This is a genomic window from Yersinia sp. SCPM-O-B-9106 (C-191) (assembly GCF_026183365.1).
GTDB lineage: Bacteria > Pseudomonadota > Gammaproteobacteria > Enterobacterales > Enterobacteriaceae > Yersinia > Yersinia rochesterensis.
Genome location: NZ_CP110791.1, coordinates 2,568,355 through 2,587,531 on the forward strand (window position 1 = coordinate 2,568,355; position 19,177 = coordinate 2,587,531).

Here is a 19,177-nt window from a genome sequence, read left to right on the forward strand (position 1 = left end):
TCAGCGCAATTTTGTTAATGCCTTGTAAGATTCGTGTCAATACTACTTGAATATTCGTTCCACGCCAATCCGAAACAGATTGAGGTATAATGCGCTAATCATTCGGAATCGCAATAATCATGAATAAATTCTCTGTTAAAAATCACAAAGTTAACCGATTCAGCACCAAGACACTGGCGAAACAAGTCAAGCCTATTGCCCCACGTCGCGTACTGTTATTCAACAAGCCTTTTGATGTGTTACCGCAATTTACTGATGAGTCTGGGCGCTCAACTTTGAAGGAATTTATCCCTTTTGGTGATGTTTATGCGGCGGGCCGACTCGATCGTGATAGCGAAGGTTTGCTGGTCTTAACCAATGATGGCAAATTGCAAGCCAGGCTCACCCAGCCCGCCCAGAAAACCGGTAAAGTTTATTTTGTACAAGTCGAGGGGGTGCCGGGCGATGGTGCGCTCAATCAGTTAAGGGCCGGGATAACCTTAAAAGACGGCCCCACTTTACCCGCAGGTGCCGAATTAGTCAGCGAACCCGAGTGGTTATGGCCGCGTAATCCGCCGATTCGAGAGCGCAAAGCCATTCCCACTAGCTGGCTAAAAATAACCCTCTTTGAGGGTCGCAACCGGCAAGTTCGCAGAATGACCGCCCATATTGGCTTCCCTACCCTGCGTCTGATACGTTTTAGTATGGGAAATTTAAGCTTAGGCGACCTACAGCCCGGCGAATGGAAGGAGATAAACTATGTTTAAGCCTCATGTTACTGTGGCTTGTGTCGTGCATGCTAACGGGAAATTTTTAGTTGTTGAGGAAACTATCAACGGCAAAAAGTTATGGAATCAACCGGCGGGTCATTTAGAGGCCGATGAAACCCTGGTGCAGGCCGCAGAAAGGGAACTGTGGGAAGAAACCGGCATTCGGGCCAACCCGCAATCTTTTTTGCGTATGCATCAGTGGATTGCGCCGGATAAAACCCCGTTCCTCCGTTTTGCTTTTGTGATTGAGCTGAAAGAGCCCGTAGCCACAGCGCCGCAAGATGACGATATCGACTGCTGCCACTGGCTCACTGCGGATGAAATACTGCAATCAGATAATTTACGCTCGCCACTGGTTGCTGAGAGTATCCGGTGTTACCAACAGCCCGAGCGCTATTCGCTTGATCTGGTTGGCTCATTTAACTGGCCACTATAAACAGCAGATTTGATTTACTCAGCTAATTTTGTTCAGGCTGAGGATGAACTATGCTGTGAAGCAAACAACCATGCAGTGAAGCAAACAACGTGATAAAATCCGGCGCTTGTTTTTATAATGCCTCACCCGCGCTGAGCAATGAGTCGGATAATATCATCCGCCACCGCCATCGCAGGGGCTTTAGGTATTTACGTTAGTGAGACTCCCATGTCAGATAACAGCCAGAAAAAAGTAATCGTCGGTATGTCCGGCGGTGTCGATTCTTCCGTTTCCGCCTACCTGCTTCAGCAACAGGGCTACCAAGTTGCCGGCTTGTTCATGAAGAACTGGGAAGAGGATGATGGCGAAGAATATTGCTCTGCAGCGACCGACCTGGCCGATGCTCAAGCAGTATGCGACAAACTGGGCATGGAGTTGCACACCGTCAATTTTGCCGCAGAATATTGGGATAACGTGTTCGAATTGTTCCTTGAAGAATACAAAGCTGGGCGTACCCCCAACCCCGATATTCTGTGTAATAAAGAAATCAAATTTAAAGCCTTCCTGGAATTCGCCGCCGAAGACTTGGGCGCGGACTATATTGCTACCGGTCATTATGTCCGTCGTCAGGATGTTGAGGGTAAAAGCCGTTTGCTACGTGGCCTTGATGGCAATAAAGACCAAAGCTATTTCCTCTACACCTTAAGTCACGAACAGCTTGCTCAGAGCCTGTTCCCCGTTGGGGAATTAGAAAAACCTGAAGTTCGCCGCATTGCTGAACAACTTGACCTGGTCACCGCCAAGAAAAAAGACTCTACCGGCATCTGCTTTATCGGTGAGCGCAAATTCCGTGATTTCCTCGGCCGCTACCTGCCCGCTCAACCCGGCCCAATCATGACCGTAGATGGCCAACATGTGGGTGAACATCAGGGTTTGATGTATCACACGCTGGGCCAACGCAAAGGTTTAGGTATTGGCGGTACCAAAGAAGGTGGCGATGACCCATGGTATGTCGTAGATAAAGATGTTGCCAATAACATCCTGTTGGTAGCACAGGGGCACGAACATCCGCGTTTAATGTCTGTCGGTCTGATTGCTCAACAGTTGCATTGGGTGGATAGAGAACCGGTCACCGCCGCTTTCCGCTGTGTGGTGAAAACCCGTTATCGTCAACAGGACATTCCTTGCACCGTGACACCTTTGGATGACGAGCGTGTTGAGGTTCGGTTTGATGAACCCGTGGCGGCAGTAACACCCGGTCAGTCGGCTGTTTTCTATCAAGGCGAAGTTTGCCTCGGTGGCGGTATTATTGAAGAGCGTTACCCGCTGATTGGTTCAGCCGCAAACTAATTCAACCCATACGTGAACCAGAATGTTTACAGGAGTAACCGTGGCGAAAAACTATTATGATATTACGTTGGCATTGGCAGGAATCTGCCAGTCAGCTCGCTTGGTTCAACAATTGGCTCATGAAGGCCAATGCGATAATGATGCATTGAGCACCATGCTGGGTGGGTTGTTGCAAACCAATCCACCGTCAACTTTGGCGGTATATGGCGGTAATGAGCAATCCCTAAAAATGGGGCTGGAAACACTGCAAAGTGTGTTAAACGCCAACCGACAGGGGCCGGCAGCTGAGCTGACTCGCTATACCCTGAGCCTCATGGTGCTTGAAAGAAAACTCAATGCCAATAAATCGGCCATGAATACCTTAGGTGACCGTATCAGTCAGCTTGATCGCCAACTGGCGCATTTCGATCTCGAATCTGAAACCATGATGAGTTCGCTGGCGGCTATTTATACCGATGTTATCAGCCCTCTCGGCCCACGCATTCAAGTTATTGGCTCTCCGGCTATTTTACAAAGCACATTGGTGCAGGCAAAAATTCGTGCCACCCTGCTGGCGGGGATCCGCTCAGCCGTGCTTTGGCAACAAGTCGGCGGAAGCCGCTTGCAGTTAATGTTCTCGCGAAATCGTCTGTTTAAGCAGGCGCAGAGTATTCTTGCTCATAATTGACATTCTTTATCAGGAGTTGCCACCAATGGAATTATCCTCACTGACTGCCGTTTCCCCTATTGATGGGCGCTACGGCGATAAAGTCAGCGCACTGCGCCCAATCTTTAGCGAATTCGGTTTGCTGAAATTCCGTGTGCAGGTCGAAGTACGTTGGCTGCAAAAATTGGCCGCCTGTGCAGAAATCAAAGAAGTCCCGGCTTTTGATGCCGACGCAAACGCTTACCTCGATAAGATAGTGCAAGATTTCAATGAACAGGATGCACAGCGCATCAAAACCATTGAGCGCACTACGAATCATGATGTAAAAGCGGTCGAATACTTCCTGAAAGAGAAAGTGGAGAGTGTTCCAGCGCTGCATGCAGTGTCAGAATTCATCCACTTTGCTTGTACTTCAGAAGATATCAATAACCTGTCGCACGCCCTAATGCTGCAAACCGCCCGTCAGGATGTGGTGTTGCCGATGTGGCGTCAGCTTATTGATTCGATTAAAGCGCTGGCTCACCAACATCGTGATTTGCCGCTGCTTTCCCGTACTCACGGCCAGCCGGCAACACCGTCCACCATCGGTAAAGAGTTTGCGAACGTAGCTTACCGTATGGAGCGCCAGTTCCGCCAACTGTCACAAGTGGAAATTTTAGGCAAAATCAATGGCGCAGTGGGTAACTACAATGCTCACATCGTGGCTTATCCTGAAGTTGACTGGCACCAGTTCAGTGAAAGTTTTGTCACTTCACTGGGTATCAATTGGAACCCCTACACCACACAAATCGAACCGCACGATTACATCGCTGAACTTTTCGACTGTATAGCGCGTTTCAATACCATTCTGATCGATTTTGACCGTGATATCTGGGGTTATATTGCCTTGAATCACTTCAAACAAAAAACCATCGCTGGCGAAATTGGTTCCAGCACCATGCCACATAAAGTGAACCCTATTGATTTCGAGAATTCAGAGGGCAATCTGGGCCTGTCCAACGCGGTACTGGGTCATTTAGCCAGCAAACTCCCGGTTTCGCGCTGGCAGCGTGACCTGACAGACTCTACAGTGCTGCGTAACTTGGGTGTTGGGCTGGGCTATGCCGCCATTGCCTATCAGGCGACGATGAAAGGCATTAGTAAGCTGGAAGTCAACGAAGCGCATCTGTTGGAAGAACTGGACCATAACTGGGAAGTGTTGGCTGAACCTATCCAAACCGTCATGCGTCGCTATGGCATTGAAAAACCTTATGAAAAATTAAAGGAATTGACTCGCGGAAAACGTGTTGATGCTGCTGGTATGCAAACATTTATCGACAGTCTCGCACTGCCGGAAGAAGAAAAAACCCGGTTGAAAGCCATGACCCCGGCTAATTATATTGGCCGCGCCACGACGATGGTTGATGAATTGAAGTAATGCTTTAATCTCAAATACAGGTGGTGAATCAACGCCACCTGTATAACCCCCTATTTTTCTTATTCCCCGCGTACTGCCCCTGTTTAGCCCCGGTTTAGCTGTTGTCATTGATAATACTGATGATGTCAAAAGGACGTTACAATCACTGGAGCTATTCTCATTATGTTGAAGAAAACACTACTTTCTCTCGCCCTGATAGGGACTTGTACTACTGCTATTGCCGCTGATTACACTTATGTCGCGGGTGGCCTGCAGTATGGTTCAATCAGTAGTAATGAACGTTTTGATAAGCAATTTAATCAGAGTAATTACAGCCAGATCGGCGACCGTGACATGGGTGGCATTTATCTTAATGGTGGCTATGGTTTTGATAACGATTTGTTTATTGATGGCCGTATAAGCAGCATTGCCAATAGTGATCGGGGTCTTGCGGAGGCCGTATTAGGCCTGGGCTACCATTGGACATTCTCACCTAATATTGATTTTTATACTTTGGTCGGCGGCAGTCGCCGCGCCATGGTATTTGATGCCAGCAAAAACGGTGAAAAAACTAATAGTTACAATAGCGCTACCGGTGAAGTTGGAATCAAAAGTCAATTATCACAAGATATTAGCCTGGACATTGCCTACCGTCTGGCCAGATATGACGACCGCGCCTTCCATGAAGCACGGGTAACCACAGGCTATGCTCTAACAAAAAGCCTCGCGGCTGAAGTGGGTTATACCTACCATAACTGGAAAGTCAGTGATCAGGCAATGCAAGTAGGTTTGCGTTACGCTTTCTAACTTACTGTTTTAATTTTTATTTGTCGGGTAATATTAAATTACCCGATTAATGTCTTATCGAGGAATGTGGTATGCGAGTTTTAGTTGTCGAAGATAATGCTTTGTTGCGTCACCATCTTACCGTGCAAATGCGTGAGATGGGCCATCAGGTAGACGCCGCAGAAGACGCCAAAGAAGCAGACTATTTCTTGCAAGAGCATGCTCCTGATATCGCCATTATTGATCTTGGTTTACCGGGTGAAGATGGGTTGAGCCTTATCCGTCGCTGGCGCAGCCATCAGACGAACCTGCCGATTCTGGTGCTAACAGCACGGGAAAGTTGGCAAGATAAAGTTGCAGTGCTGGAAGCTGGTGCCGATGATTACGTGACCAAACCTTTTCATCTGGAGGAAGTCATTGCGCGAATGCAGGCATTAATGCGGCGCAATATTGGTTTAGCCTCTCAGGTGATTGAATTCCCTCCGTTTCAGATTGATCTCTCACGGCGAGAGTTGTGCGTCAATCAGCAACAGATTAAACTCACCGCTTTCGAATACACTATCATTGAAACCCTTATTCGTAATGCTGGAAAAGTCGTCAGCAAAGATACATTAATGCTGCAACTCTATCCTGATGCAGAACTACGTGAAAGCCACACTATTGACGTATTAATGGGGCGTTTGCGTAAAAAAATGCAGGCAAAACATGAAGGAGAGGTGATTACGACCATCCGTGGTCAGGGATACCGTTTTGACGCCAACTAGACATCATGCTCAGGAAAAATAACAAACCCTTCTCTCTTCGCGCACGGTTTCTTATGGCGACAGCGGGCGTCATTCTGGCGCTGTCGTTATCTTATGGTATGGTCGCCGTCGTCGGCTATATTGTCAGTTTTGATAAAAATACATTCAGAGCACATCGCGGCGAAAGTAACTTATTTTTCAGTCTGGCCCAATGGCAAAATAATAAGCTTAGTATCTCAGTGCCACCAGAGCTTGAGCTGAATATCCCAACGCTGGTTCTGATTTATGATAAAGATGGCAATATTCTGTGGCGTCAGCGGCATGTGCCAGAACTTGAGTCTCATATCGAAAAAAGCTGGTTACAAAAACCGGGATTTTATGAGTTGGATACCGGAACACATATCAGTAGCATGATGCTGGGTGATAATCCGAAAGCACAAGACCAACTCAAAAAATATGACGATACTGACAGCAGCGCGTTGACTCACTCCATATCCGTTAATACTTATCCCGCGACATCCCGCTTACCGCAACTCACCATTGTAGTTGTCGATACTATCCCGCAGGAATTACAGCGCTCAGACTTGGTTTGGAACTGGTTTAGCTATGTCTTACTAGCGAATTTACTGTTGGTTGTTCCCTTGCTTTGGCTTGCTGCCTATTGGAGCCTAAGACCGATTAAGGCGCTGGTCAGCCAGATCAATCAGTTAGAAAAAGGTGAGCGCGAACAATTAGATGAGAATCCTCCTAGTGAATTACTAAGTTTGGTGCGAAATCTTAATATCTTGCTCACCAATGAACGCCAGCGTTATACCAAATACCGCACTACACTCTCAGACCTGACTCATAGTCTAAAAACGCCTCTGGCAGTATTGCAAACAACTTTGCGCTCTTTACGCACCGGTAAGCAAACAACTATTGAAGAGGTTGAACCTATCATGCTCGAGCAGATAAGTCGTATCTCTCAGCAAATTGGTTATTATCTGCATCGGGCCAGCATGCGTTCTGAACATAACGTATTGATTCGTGAAATTCATTCTGTTCCTGCCCTACTCGATAGCTTGTGCAGTGCGCTGAATAAAGTGTATCAACGCAAAGGCGTGGTATTGACGTTGGATATCTCGCCTGAAGTGACTTTCCTGGGCGAAAGGAATGACTTCATGGAAGTGATGGGCAATGTTCTGGAAAACGCCTGCAAATATTGCCTGGAATTTGTCGAGATAACCGCCCTCCACTCAGAGAAGCAGCTCACTATTGTCATTGACGACGATGGGCCGGGCATCCCTGAAAGTAAACGGCAATTAATTTTCCAACGCGGCCAACGTGTAGACACTTTACGCCCGGGGCAAGGGCTTGGATTGTCTGTTGCAGCTGAAATTATTGAACAGTATCAAGGTAAGATAACCATCACTGAAAGCCACTTAGGTGGAGCACGGATGATGGTGACCTTTGGCCAGCAAAATGATTATCACGCTGATTAATAAAATTTGCCCGTCAACCCCTGATACTAATGGCAGGCATCCGTTATAATCACAGGCAAGTTCACCCCCTATCCTGGAATAAACATGGATTACCAAATCAATCTCGATTGGCCCGATTTTCTGCAGCGCTATTGGCAGAAACGCCCCGTCCTCCTCAAACGTGGCTTTACAAACTTTATTGATCCTCTTTCGCCTGATGAGCTTGCTGGTCTAGCAATGGAAAATGAAGTCGATAGTCGCCTGGTGAGCCATGAAGAGGGTCGCTGGCAAGTGAGTCATGGCCCATTTGAGAGTTTTGATCACTTAGGTGAAACTAATTGGTCGCTGTTGGTACAGGCGGTTGATCATTGGCATGAACCCGCAGCCGCCTTAATGCGCCCATTCCGCAAGCTTTCTGACTGGCGGATGGATGATTTAATGATTTCTTTCTCGGTCCCTGGTGGGGGTGTTGGCCCGCATTTTGACCAATATGACGTTTTTATCATTCAAGGCACGGGCCGTCGTCGCTGGCGGGTCGGTGAGAAAACGGAAATGAAGCAGCATTGCCCCCATCCAGACCTGCTGCAAGTCGGCCCATTCGACGCCATTATTGATGAAGAAATGGAACCGGGCGATATTCTCTATATCCCACCGGGCTTCCCTCATGAAGGCTATGCTCTTGAAAATGCATTGAATTATTCGGTCGGCTTCCGTGCACCTAATGGCCGTGAACTGGTCAGCGGTTTTGCTGACTATGTGCTTTCTCGCGAGTTGGGCAGTTACCGTTACAGTGATCCGGACTTGCAATTGCGGGACCACCCTGCTGAAGTGCTGCCACAAGAAGTCGATAAACTTCGCACTATGATGCTCGATTTAGTCCAGCAACCGGAAGAGTTCCAAAACTGGTTTGGCGAATTTATTTCTCAATCACGCCATGAGTTGGATATCGCCCCACCAGAACCCCCTTATCAAGCAGGGGATGTCTATGAATTACTCCAACAAGGTGAAGAATTACAACGTCTTGCCGGCCTGCGTGTTCTGCGTATTGGTGACCAATGTTTTGCTAATGGTGAATTGATTAATACACCGCACTTATCAGCCGCCGATGCATTATGCCAACACTTCAGTGTTGATGCGCAGAAGTTGGGTGATGCGCTGGAAGATCCGTCTTTCCTTGCCATGCTGACCGCACTGGTGAACAGCGGCTATTGGTATTTTAATGACTAATATTTCGGTCTTATTACACAAAATGCCCCGATAAACGGGGCATCAGACTGCTGACAAAGTCAAATGAAAGGGAAACGTGCTATTGGGGTCGTGGCGACGTAAGTTGCCGGAGAGCTACGAGGTGCGGTTACCCTTTCACTCATTGCGTGATCAATAGCTTTGTCATTAATCTCAACATTTTTGTGTGATGGATAATCTTATGACTCTTTAGCCCGTTTTGCTGTCAATTCAGCAATTCTCATGATAACCGCCACCGCTTTTTCCATTCCTTCCAAGGTTATAAACTCATGTTTACCATGATAATTATAGCCACCGGTAAAGATATTGGGGCAAGGTAAGCCCATGAAAGATAACTGAGCGCCATCAGTGCCACCGCGAATTGGCTTCATAATAGGCGTGATATCGCAATCATGCATCGCCTGTTGTGCTATCTCAATGATATGTGGATGCTTAATAATATGCTCACGCATATTGTAATAACTATCATCTATAACGATTTCGATATAACAGTCACGGTGTAAACCTTTACCAACCCGCTTGGCGATATCCACCATATTTTTCTTGCGAGCTTCAAATCCATCGAGGTTAAAATCGCGCACGATATAGTGCATTTCTGCCCGTTCAACCGTGCCCTTAATGCTTTGCAGATGATAAAATCCGTCATAACCCTCTGTACATTCAGGGGTTTCATTCGCCGGTAATTCCTGATGGAAACGGGTTGCCAGCGACAGTGCATTCACCATCACCCCTTTAGCACTCCCAGGATGAACATTGTTACCGACAATTTTTATTGTCACCGAAGCCGCATTAAAATTCTCGAACTCAAGTTCGCCGACACCGCCGCCATCCACGGTATAAGCCCATTGGGCATCAAATTCAGCCACATTAAAGAAACGCGCCCCTTTCCCCACTTCTTCATCTGGCGTGAATGCGATCCGGATATCCCCATGAGGAACATTATTGTGCTTTAAGCGCACCATGGCGGTGATGATTTCTGCAATACCCGCTTTATCATCCGCACCTAATAGGGTCTTGCCGTCAGTGGTAATCAAGGTGTGCCCAAGCAATTGATGCAGGACGGGGAACATGACCGGGGACAGAACCTCATCACCGATTCCCAAAGCAATATCACCACCACGGTAGTTTTCTACAATCTGTGGATTAACATTTTTCCCCGAGAAGTCGGGTGAGGTGTCGAGATGAGCAATAAAGCCAACCGTGGGGACCGACCAGGAAACATTTGCGGGTAATGTTGCCATCACACAGCCGTGGTCACTCAAATTAACCTGAGAAAAACCCAGCGACTGCAACTCCTGTTGCAACGCCAGAGCCAGCTTGCGCTGCCCTTCAGTGCTCGGCACGGATTTTACATTGGCTTTTGCTTGAGTATCAAAAGAGACATAGTTGAAAAAGCGGTCGAGTAATTTGTCCATGGTTCCCACCTTCATAATAGTGAATATCATTATGGGGAAGTGATCACCATCAAATATTGCGTCAGGTCAGTTTTAGACAAACTTAAGTCAGAATAAAAAAGCAATATAGGTACGACACTGAGTGTTTGAATTAATGATTAAGTGCCGCTAGCAACGCTGCGGCACCAATTAAGCAGGGTAATTAGTCGCCTTCGCGATTCTCGCCACGGGTGGTTAAAAATTCGCGCACATATTCTGGCACCACTTTGCTGGCTAAACCGTAGTGTTTTTCATCAAACTGACTCTCAACCTGGCTAGGCTCCAGATTTAACTCGACGGTATGAGCGCCGTGCAAGCTAGATTCATGAACAAACCCGGCAGCGGGATAGACATGCCCGGAGGTGCCAATCGAAATAAAGAAATCAGCCTCAGCCAGCGCCTGATAAATTTCATCCATTCCCATTGGCATTTCACCAAACCACACAATATGTGGGCGTAAGGGCGATGGGAATTGGCAACAATGACAGCGCTCGTCTGCACTGAGGTCACCCGGCCAGTCCAGCACTTGACCAGACTGCGTACAGCGGACTTTCAGTAGCTCGCCGTGCATATGAATAATGCGCTTACTACCCGCCCGCTCATGCAAATTATCTATATTCTGAGTAACCAGCACAAAGTTATCACCCAGCACCGCTTCCAAATCAGCGAGTGCAAAATGGGCGGCATTCGGCGCAATGTCGGGCTGCTGTAACTGGCGACGGCGTGCATTATAAAAAGCTTGAACCAGTTCAGGGTCACGGCGATAGCCTTCCGGGGTCGCAACATCTTCCACCTGATGCTCTTCCCACAAACCATCCGCCGCACGGAAAGTCCGAATACCTGATTCAGCCGAGATGCCAGCCCCCGTCAGAACCACCACAAACGGCTTCTTCATTTCTGAAGTTGCAGCACTGTCTCGATGAAAAATACGGGAGCGAAAACGTTGATGCCGCAAGTGTTTATTCTTACGAAACCGACACAACCGATGGCGTATGCGCATAACCTTTTGCCTCTATTTTAGGTATTGTTATTTGCTATTGATTAACTACCGCTCAGACAAATGCAGGAACGCCGCCCCACGAACGCCGCCCGCATCACCATAACGCGCTTTTTCAATGCGTGGCAATCGGGCTACTCGCAATAAATGCTGGGGTAAACGTTTTGGAAGTTCCTGATAAATTTGCTCAAAATTGGATAATCCCCCCCCAATGACCACCAGATGGGGATCTAGCATGGTTAATAAATTGCCCAAGCATACCGCCAGCACATCCATAAAGCGCTCAATATGCGCCACAGCTTTAGATTCACCGCAATTATAGTTAGCAATGATTTCAGTCGCGGGCAAGGATTGCTGATTGAAGTGTTTATACATCCATTCAAAGCCGCGCCCGGAAATGTAATTCTCAATACAGCCGTTATGACCACAGCCACAAGGCACCCGTGGAATATCGGCACCCAGAATATCCAGTGCATCTACCGGCAAACGAAAATGACCAAATTCGCCGGTGATATGGTTCCGCCCACTGACAATGCTGCCATTCACAATCAGACCGCCGCCAACACCCGTGCCAAGAATCAACCCTAATACCGTAGGATAACCACGGAACTCAGGATCCCAGGCTTCAGACAGTGCAAAGCAGTTGGCATCATTATCAATGCGAACTTCGCGCCCAATTAATGTGGAAAGGTCACTTTGTAAGGATTGGCCCATTGCTGCGGGCACATTCGCCGTGAACACCGTGCCATCATCCGCATTTGGCAAACCGGGAATACCAATGCCTACACTGCCTTTAACCCCACAAAACTCATCGGCTTCCAGCGTTAAATCCTGCAACGTTTGCAGTAGTTGTCGATAATCTTCACGCGGCGTAGGGACCCGCTTATGCCAGATTCGTTGTAGGTTAGCATCAAAAACACCTAACTCAATTTTGGTGCCACCCATATCAAAACCGTAATACATAAGTTTGCCCTTACCCATTATTGTTCAGAGAAATGATTGTTCAGAGAAATTATTGTTAGTTTGACTTATTTTTAGATTTTTCTTGCCCGCTCAACTATTGCCCACTCAACTATTGCCCACTCAACACCCGCGCCGGATCAATACGGCTGGCACGACGAGCCGGATACCAACTGGCAATTAAGCTCAACACCAACGCGGTTGCCAGCACACAGGCCACATCAAACCAGTGTAATTCTGACGGTAAAAAGTCGATGAAGTATATATCGCCCGACAAAAATTGATGCCCCACCAGCTTTTCTAGCCCACGGATAATATTGGTTAATTGCAAAGAAACAATCACCCCCACCACCGCCCCGCTAACACTGCCGATAAGCCCCGCTAGCAAGCCATACCACATAAAAATGGCGCGAATGAGGCCATCTTTAGCCCCTAATGTGCGCAGAACTGCAATATCGCTGCTTTTATCTTTAACGGCCATGACCAGTGTGGAGACAATGTTAAAACTGGCCACACCAATCACCAGAACCATGGCTAAGTACATGATAGTACGGATCATTTGAATATCGCGATACATATAGCCATAGGTGCCAATCCAACTGCTGATATACACATAAGCATTGGAAGCCTCACCGGCGCTGCGCACCAGTTGGTTGGCGTTGTAGACATCATCGACCTTGATGGCTATACCAGCGACACTGTCACCCATATCCAGATATTGCTGGGCATCAATTAAAGGCACCAATGCCAAGCTATGATCCAGTTGCCCACTCAATTGAAAAACGCCCGCTACCTGCAAGCGAATGCGCTTAGGTTGCAGCAATTTCATCTCAGGGTCGCTATTGGGGATCATCACCGTCAGCCATGACCCCTGCTTCACGCCCAGCGCATCGGCCAGACCTTTGCCTAAAATAATCTGCTGCTGGCCGGCCTTGAAATTATCCCAAGCATGGTCAAGGACAAAACTGGGTAATGCACTGAGATGCTGCTCGCTTTCAGGATCAACCCCTTTGACTTCTACCGCACGTAATTGAGTGGCATTTTCAATCAAGCCGGTGAATTTGATATAAGGTGCCGCCGCCACAATGCCGGGCACTTTTTCAATCCGCTGTAAAGTTTGTGCCCAGCCGCTAAATGGCTGATTGACGACAGCAATTTCACCATGAGGCACCACCGCCAAAATACGGTTTTTTAGCTCACGTTCGAAGCCGTTCATTGCACTTAAGCCGACGATCAGCACCGCAACACCCAGAGCAATACCCAAGGTAGATATCACCGAAATCAGTGATACCATGCCGCCGCGACGGCGACCACGGCTAAAACGTAAACCGATTAACAGTGAAAGTGGCGAAACGCCCATGCCCATCGCCACTATTGCGCCCCCACCAACGTCAGATGTTGCTGTAGCTGACCATCACGCATTTCTAACTGGCGACTCATGCGTTTAGCCAATTGCAGATCGTGGGTGACGACTAAAAATGCCGTCCCTTGACGAACATTCAATTCACCTAACAAATTAAAGATGCTATCGGCATTCCGCTGATCAAGGTTACCGGTCGGCTCATCGGCCAACACCAGCGACGGATTATTAACCAGTGAACGCGCAATCGCCACCCGCTGGCGTTCACCGCCAGATAACTCCGACGGGCGATGTTTGCTGCGTTTTTCCAACCCCACCGCCGCCAACATGGCACGGGCTTTATCCTGTGCTTCACTCGGTTTCGCACCGCCAATCAGTAGCGGCATCGCCACATTTTCCAAGGCGGTAAAATCAGGTAGTAAATGGTGGAATTGATAGATAAAACCTAATTCGCGATTGCGCAACTCAGCTTTTGCGGTAGAGGACATTTGATTCAGTGAGCGCCCTTGATAAATCACTTCGCCGGAGGTGGGGGAATCCAGCCCGCCTAACAAATGTAATAAGGTACTTTTACCCGAACCAGAACTGCCGACAATCGCCATCAACTCACCGGCTTCAATGGTAAACGACACATTGCGCAATACGTCGGTATGCAATTGGCCTTCCTGATAGCGTTTACACAGGTTTAAGCACTGTAATAAAGGATGATTACTCATAGCGTAAAGCCTCGGCAGGTTGTGCGGCGGCAGCGCGCCAGGAAGGGTAAAGCGTTGAAAGCAAAGCAATCGCCATCGCTAATAAAGCAATCACGGTCACCTGAATCGGGTTAATCTCGACCGGCAAACTGGCACCATCAATCAATAAGCCGAGAACCGGAATAATGGTGTTCAATTGGCTGGCAAGTAAGATGCCAAGCCCAGCACCCAGCAAGGCACCAATCACCCCAGCGGTAGCCCCCTGCACCATAAACACCAGCATAATTTGCCGGCGACTTAGCCCTTGGGTTTGTAAAATCGCCACTTCGCCCTGTTTTTCCATCACTAACAGGCCGAGCGAGGTAATGATATTAAAGGCCGCGACAGCAATAATCAGGCTAAGTAACAGCCCCATCATATTTTTTTCCATCCGAACTGCTTGGAAAAGCTCGCCTTTACGCTCGCGCCAATCTTTCCATACCATTCCCTCGGGCAAAGCTTGTTGACTCAAGCTATCGACGGTCAGCGGCTGTGAAAGGAATAAACGCCAGCCAGTGATGTTACCCGCGGGGTAGCGCATTAGACGTGATGCATCCTGCTGATTAACCAACATTTGATAGCCATCCACCTCACTGTCAGCGGCGAATGTTCCAATAATATTGAACAAGCGCTGGCTGGGAATACGCCCCATAGGGGTAAATTGACTGGCACTCGGCACCATCAAACGCAGTGTTTCACCGCGTTTAACCCCCAATTGACCGGCCAATTTCTCACCGAGGATGATATTGTAGCTCCCCGGTTGTAAATCCTTTAGGTGCACATTGACCAGGTAGTCACTCAGAGGCTCATGCTGATTAGGATCAACGCCCAGCATCACCCCTGCGGCTAGATTGCGCGCACTTTGTAACACCACATCGGCGGTGGTCAATGGCACGACATCAGTGACGCCAGTCAGTGATTGCAGTGATGAAGCAGGCATTTTGTTCGGGTCAAGAGAACCTTGTGGCGTGGTAATTAGCGCCTGTGGCATCAGCCCCAAAATGTTATTCTGCAGATCGCGCTCAAAACCATTCATCACAGATAGCACGGTGATCAATGCCATCACTCCCAGAGTGATGCCAATGGTAGAAAGCCATGAAACAAACCGACCAAAGCGGTCAGATGCACGCCCGCGCATATAACGCAGGCCAATAAATAATGCGACAGGTTGATACATGAAATCTGTTTAGATCCTGTTGCTAAAGCAAAGTGATCGAGGATAATAAAGGGTACTACCGCTTTATGGAACCATTAACCGCCTATATCTCCGGCTTTTATTGCAAATCAGAGCGCCAATCTGTGGCTATGTCTTCTCACGTGCTAGGATAGCCGCCGAGATAATTCGTCCTGATAAAGAGACTGTTTAACTGCTTATGTCCCAACAACATCGTTATTCATTGCCGACGCGCCGTGGCGATACCCGCCAGTTAGGCCAGTTGACGGGTTCCGCTTGCGCCGTCGAGTGTGCAGAAATCATTGAGCGCCATGATGGCCCGGTAATGTTAATTACCCCGGATATGCAAACGGCGCTGCGGCTGCGTGATGAGATTCAGCAGTTTTCCCCTCGTCCGGTGAACACCCTCTCCGACTGGGAAACACTGCCTTACGACAGTTTCTCTCCTCATCAGGATATTATTTCGGCGCGCCTTTCTTGTTTGTATCACCTTCCGACCATGGAACGCGGCGTTATTATTCTCCCGATTAATACTTTGATGCAACGGGTTTGCCCGCACGCATTCCTGCATGGCCATGCTTTGGTGATGAAAAAAGGCCAGCATCTATCACGGGATAAGTTGCGTGCTCAGCTTGAACAAGCGGGATATCGCAGTGTCGATCAGGTTATGGAACACGGTGAATTCGCTACCCGTGGGGCCTTGCTTGACTTGTATCCGATGGGCAGTGAAGAACCCTATCGCATTGATTTTTTTGATGATGACATTGATAGCTTGCGTGTATTTGATGTGGATTCACAGCGCACTTTGTCAGAAGTCGAGCAAATAAATTTACTGCCCGCCCATGAATTCCCGATAGATAAAGCCGCCATTGAATTATTCCGCAGCCAATGGCGGGAACAGTTTGAAGTGCGCCGCGATGCAGAACATATTTACCAGCAAGTGAGCAAAGGTATTTGGCCTGCCGGTATTGAATATTGGCAGCCGCTGTTCTTCAGCCAGCCCTTACCGACACTTTTTAGCTACTTGCCTGAAAATACCTTATTGATCAATACCGGTGATTTGGAAAGCTCGGCAGAGCGTTTCTGGCTGGATGTTAACCAGCGCTATGAAAGCCGCCGTATTGACCCGATGCGCCCATTGCTGGCCCCAGAAACCTTATGGTTACGGGTTGATTCACTCTTCAGTGAGCTAAAAGAGTGGCCACGAGTTCAGTTTAAAACGACAGAATTACCGGCAAAAACTGCCAATACCAACTTACATTATCAAGCGCTACCCGATTTAGCGGTACAGGCGCAGCAAAAAGCACCGTTGGATAATCTGCGGCGCTTTATTGAGTCATTCAGCGGTAGCGTCGTGTTCTCGGTGGAAAGCGAGGGCCGACGCGAAACCCTGCAAGACCTGCTGGCGCGGATAAAAATCAGCCCGACGTTGATAACCGAGCTACCTCAGGCCAGCGCACCCGGCCATTATCTGATGATTGGTGCCGCTGAACGCGGCTTCCTCGACAGCGAAAAACAATTAGCGCTGATTTGCGAAAGTGACTTGCTGGGCGAGCGCGTGAGCCGCCGCCGTCAAGATAATCGCCGCACCATCAACACCGATACCTTGATCCGCAATTTGGCGGAGTTGCGCCCCGGCCAGCCGGTGGTGCATCTGGAGCACGGTGTTGGCCGCTATCTGGGCTTGACCACCTTAGAAGCGGGCGGCATTAAAGCTGAATACCTGATATTGACCTATGCCGGTGAAGATAAACTCTATGTACCGGTCTCCTCATTACACCTGATCAGCCGCTATTCTGGCGGAGCAGATGATAATGCACCGCTGCATAAATTGGGTGGAGAGGCTTGGGGCCGCGCACGGCAGAAAGCCGCCGAGAAAGTGCGTGATGTGGCCGCCGAGCTGCTGGATATCTATGCGCAGCGCGCCGCTAAATCGGGCTTTAAGTTCAAGTTGGATAAAGAGCAATATCAGCTGTTTTGCCAAAGCTTCCCGTTCGAAACCACACCGGATCAGGAACAGGCCATCAATGCGGTGCTCAGTGATATGTGCCGGCCACTGGCCATGGACCGCCTGGTGTGTGGGGATGTTGGTTTCGGTAAAACCGAAGTGGCTATGCGAGCGGCTTTCCTGGCGGTGGCGAATAATAAGCAAGTGGCGGTATTGGTGCCGACCACCCTGCTGGCGCAACAGCATTTTGACAACTTCCGCGACCGTTTTGCTACCTGGCCGGTGCGGATTGAAATGATGTCCCGCTTCCGCAGCGCCAAAGAGCAGCAAGTGATTTTGGAACAAGCGGCGGAAGGGAAAGTCGATATTATTATCGGCACCCACAAATTGCTGCAAACTGACTTGCACTGGCAAGATCTTGGGCTGTTGATTGTCGATGAAGAACACCGCTTTGGGGTGCGCCACAAAGAGCGAATCAAGGCGATGCGCGCCGATGTCGACATTTTGACACTCACCGCCACGCCAATTCCGCGCACACTGAATATGGCAATGAGCGGCATGCGCGATTTATCCATTATTGCCACCCCGCCCGCGCGCCGTCTGGCAGTAAAAACCTTTGTCCGTGAGTATGATAGCTTGGTGGTGCGAGAGGCGATTCTGCGCGAAATTCTCCGTGGCGGGCAGGTTTATTACCTGTATAACGACGTGGAAAATATCGAAAAAGCCACCCAGCGGCTCGCGGAATTAGTGCCAGAGGCGCGCATTGCCATCGGCCACGGCCAGATGCGTGAGCGGGATCTGGAGCGGGTGATGAATGATTTCCATCATCAGCGTTTTAACGTGTTGGTCTGTACCACCATTATTGAAACCGGTATAGATATTCCGAGCGCCAATACCATTATCATCGAACGCGCCGATCATTTTGGTCTGGCGCAGTTGCACCAATTGCGCGGCCGGGTTGGGCGTTCCCACCATCAAGCCTATGCTTACTTGCTCACACCGAACCCGAAAGCCATGACCACCGATGCCAAAAAACGGCTAGAGGCTATTGCGTCACTGGAAGATCTCGGTGCTGGTTTTGCCCTGGCAACTCATGACCTTGAGATTCGTGGGGCCGGTGAGCTATTAGGCGAAGATCAAAGTGGCCAAATGACCACCATCGGTTTCTCTCTGTATATGGAGTTACTGGAAAGCGCGGTGGATGCGCTGAAAGAAGGCAGAGAGCCGTCGCTGGAAGATTTGACCAGCAATCAGACTGAAATTGAAATGCGTATGCCGGTGCTGCTGCCGGAAGACTTTATTCCTGATGTGAATATCCGGCTTTCGTTTTATAAGCGAATCGCCAGCGCTCGCAATGAAACTGAACTTGATGAGTTGAAAGTCGAGCTGATTGACCGCTTTGGTAAACTGCCCGATGCCGCCCGCTATCTGTTACATACTGCAGAATTGCGCCAACAGGCCCAGAAGTTGGGTATCAAGCGCATTGAAGGTAATGAGCGCGGTGGTTTTATCGAATTTGGTGAGAAGAACAAAGTGGACCCGGTTTATTTGATTGGTTTGCTGCAACGCCAACCACAGATATACCGTCTGGAAGGGCCAACCAAACTGAAATTTATCCAGGATTTAAGTGATCGGACACAGCGGTTGAAGTTTATCAGTGAACTGCTGGCGGCATTTGCTCAGCATCGAGTGGCTTAATATCAAAATGTTAGCGCGGGTTTCAGATGTGAGAAACCCGCGCTAATGTTAATGCCACTCGCTTAAAAATCATGTTAAGCGAT

16 protein-coding genes are annotated in these 19,177 nt (G+C 48.8%); 10 read left to right on the forward strand and 6 right to left on the reverse strand.

Annotation, left to right across the window (positions count from 1 at the left end):
* Window positions 1-119: 119 nt before the first annotated feature.
* The 9 genes from rluE to OP863_RS11950 all read left to right on the forward strand — a co-directional run bounded on the left by rluE (window position 120) and on the right by OP863_RS11950 (window position 8,772).
* Window positions 120-746, forward strand: a complete 627-nt coding sequence (gene rluE / locus OP863_RS11910; RefSeq protein WP_145587674.1) for a 23S rRNA pseudouridine(2457) synthase RluE — start codon at window positions 120-122, stop codon at window positions 744-746.
* Window positions 739-1,185, forward strand: coding sequence for an NUDIX hydrolase (locus tag OP863_RS11915; RefSeq protein WP_038632328.1), 447 nt, complete (start codon window positions 739-741; stop codon window positions 1,183-1,185). The genes rluE and OP863_RS11915 overlap by 8 nt, the downstream gene beginning before the upstream one ends.
* A 207-nt stretch (window positions 1,186-1,392) precedes the next feature.
* Window positions 1,393-2,514, forward strand: coding sequence for a tRNA 2-thiouridine(34) synthase MnmA (gene mnmA, locus OP863_RS11920; protein WP_038632327.1), 1,122 nt, complete (start codon window positions 1,393-1,395; stop codon window positions 2,512-2,514).
* 40 nt (window positions 2,515-2,554) lie between these two features.
* Entirely contained in the window at window positions 2,555-3,181 is a 627-nt protein-coding gene (gene hflD / locus OP863_RS11925; RefSeq protein WP_038632325.1) for a high frequency lysogenization protein HflD, read from the forward strand.
* Between the two features lie 25 nt (window positions 3,182-3,206).
* Window positions 3,207-4,577, forward strand: coding sequence for an adenylosuccinate lyase (gene purB, locus OP863_RS11930; protein ID WP_050291259.1), 1,371 nt, complete (start codon window positions 3,207-3,209; stop codon window positions 4,575-4,577).
* Window positions 4,578-4,739: 162 nt separating this feature from the next.
* The gene (locus tag OP863_RS11935; RefSeq protein WP_038632321.1) at window positions 4,740-5,363 is read left to right on the forward strand and encodes an outer membrane beta-barrel protein; all 624 of its coding nucleotides are present in this window, start codon (window positions 4,740-4,742) and stop codon (window positions 5,361-5,363) included.
* A gap of 71 nt (window positions 5,364-5,434) precedes the next feature.
* Window positions 5,435-6,106: a two-component system response regulator PhoP gene (gene phoP / locus OP863_RS11940; protein ID WP_004389792.1), complete on the forward strand. Its 672-nt coding sequence runs from the start codon at window positions 5,435-5,437 to the stop codon at window positions 6,104-6,106.
* Between the two features lie 5 nt (window positions 6,107-6,111).
* On the forward strand, window positions 6,112-7,566 hold the full coding sequence (gene phoQ / locus OP863_RS11945; RefSeq protein ID WP_038632319.1) for a two-component system sensor histidine kinase PhoQ: 1,455 nt from the start codon (window positions 6,112-6,114) through the stop codon (window positions 7,564-7,566).
* Window positions 7,567-7,650: 84 nt separating this feature from the next.
* On the forward strand, window positions 7,651-8,772 hold the full coding sequence (locus OP863_RS11950; RefSeq protein ID WP_265525328.1) for a cupin domain-containing protein: 1,122 nt from the start codon (window positions 7,651-7,653) through the stop codon (window positions 8,770-8,772).
* A gap of 197 nt (window positions 8,773-8,969) precedes the next feature.
* Here OP863_RS11950 and pepT read toward each other — a convergent pair whose 3' ends face one another.
* The 6 genes from pepT to lolC form a co-directional block, all read right to left on the reverse strand.
* Window positions 8,970-10,205, reverse strand: a complete 1,236-nt coding sequence (gene pepT / locus OP863_RS11955) for a peptidase T (RefSeq protein ID WP_265525329.1) — start codon at window positions 10,203-10,205, stop codon at window positions 8,970-8,972.
* Window positions 10,206-10,386: 181 nt separating this feature from the next.
* A complete protein-coding gene (cobB, locus tag OP863_RS11960) occupies window positions 10,387-11,223 on the reverse strand; it encodes a Sir2 family NAD+-dependent deacetylase (protein WP_145587666.1) in 837 nt (278 codons plus the stop codon).
* Between the two features lie 45 nt (window positions 11,224-11,268).
* A complete protein-coding gene (gene nagK / locus OP863_RS11965; protein ID WP_265525330.1) occupies window positions 11,269-12,183 on the reverse strand; it encodes an N-acetylglucosamine kinase in 915 nt (304 codons plus the stop codon).
* A gap of 109 nt (window positions 12,184-12,292) precedes the next feature.
* Window positions 12,293-13,540, reverse strand: coding sequence for a lipoprotein-releasing ABC transporter permease subunit LolE (gene lolE / locus OP863_RS11970; protein WP_265526266.1), 1,248 nt, complete (start codon window positions 13,538-13,540; stop codon window positions 12,293-12,295).
* A gap of 11 nt (window positions 13,541-13,551) precedes the next feature.
* A complete protein-coding gene (gene lolD / locus OP863_RS11975; RefSeq protein ID WP_038632310.1) occupies window positions 13,552-14,256 on the reverse strand; it encodes a lipoprotein-releasing ABC transporter ATP-binding protein LolD in 705 nt (234 codons plus the stop codon).
* On the reverse strand, window positions 14,249-15,451 hold the full coding sequence (gene lolC, locus OP863_RS11980) for a lipoprotein-releasing ABC transporter permease subunit LolC (RefSeq protein WP_145587662.1): 1,203 nt from the start codon (window positions 15,449-15,451) through the stop codon (window positions 14,249-14,251). Before lolC ends, lolD begins: the two co-directional genes overlap by 8 nt.
* A 196-nt stretch (window positions 15,452-15,647) precedes the next feature.
* On the opposite strand from lolC, the gene mfd reads away from it, so the two are divergent.
* Entirely contained in the window at window positions 15,648-19,094 is a 3,447-nt protein-coding gene (gene mfd / locus OP863_RS11985) for a transcription-repair coupling factor (RefSeq protein WP_265525331.1), read from the forward strand.
* The last annotated feature ends 83 nt before the right edge of the window (window positions 19,095-19,177 follow it).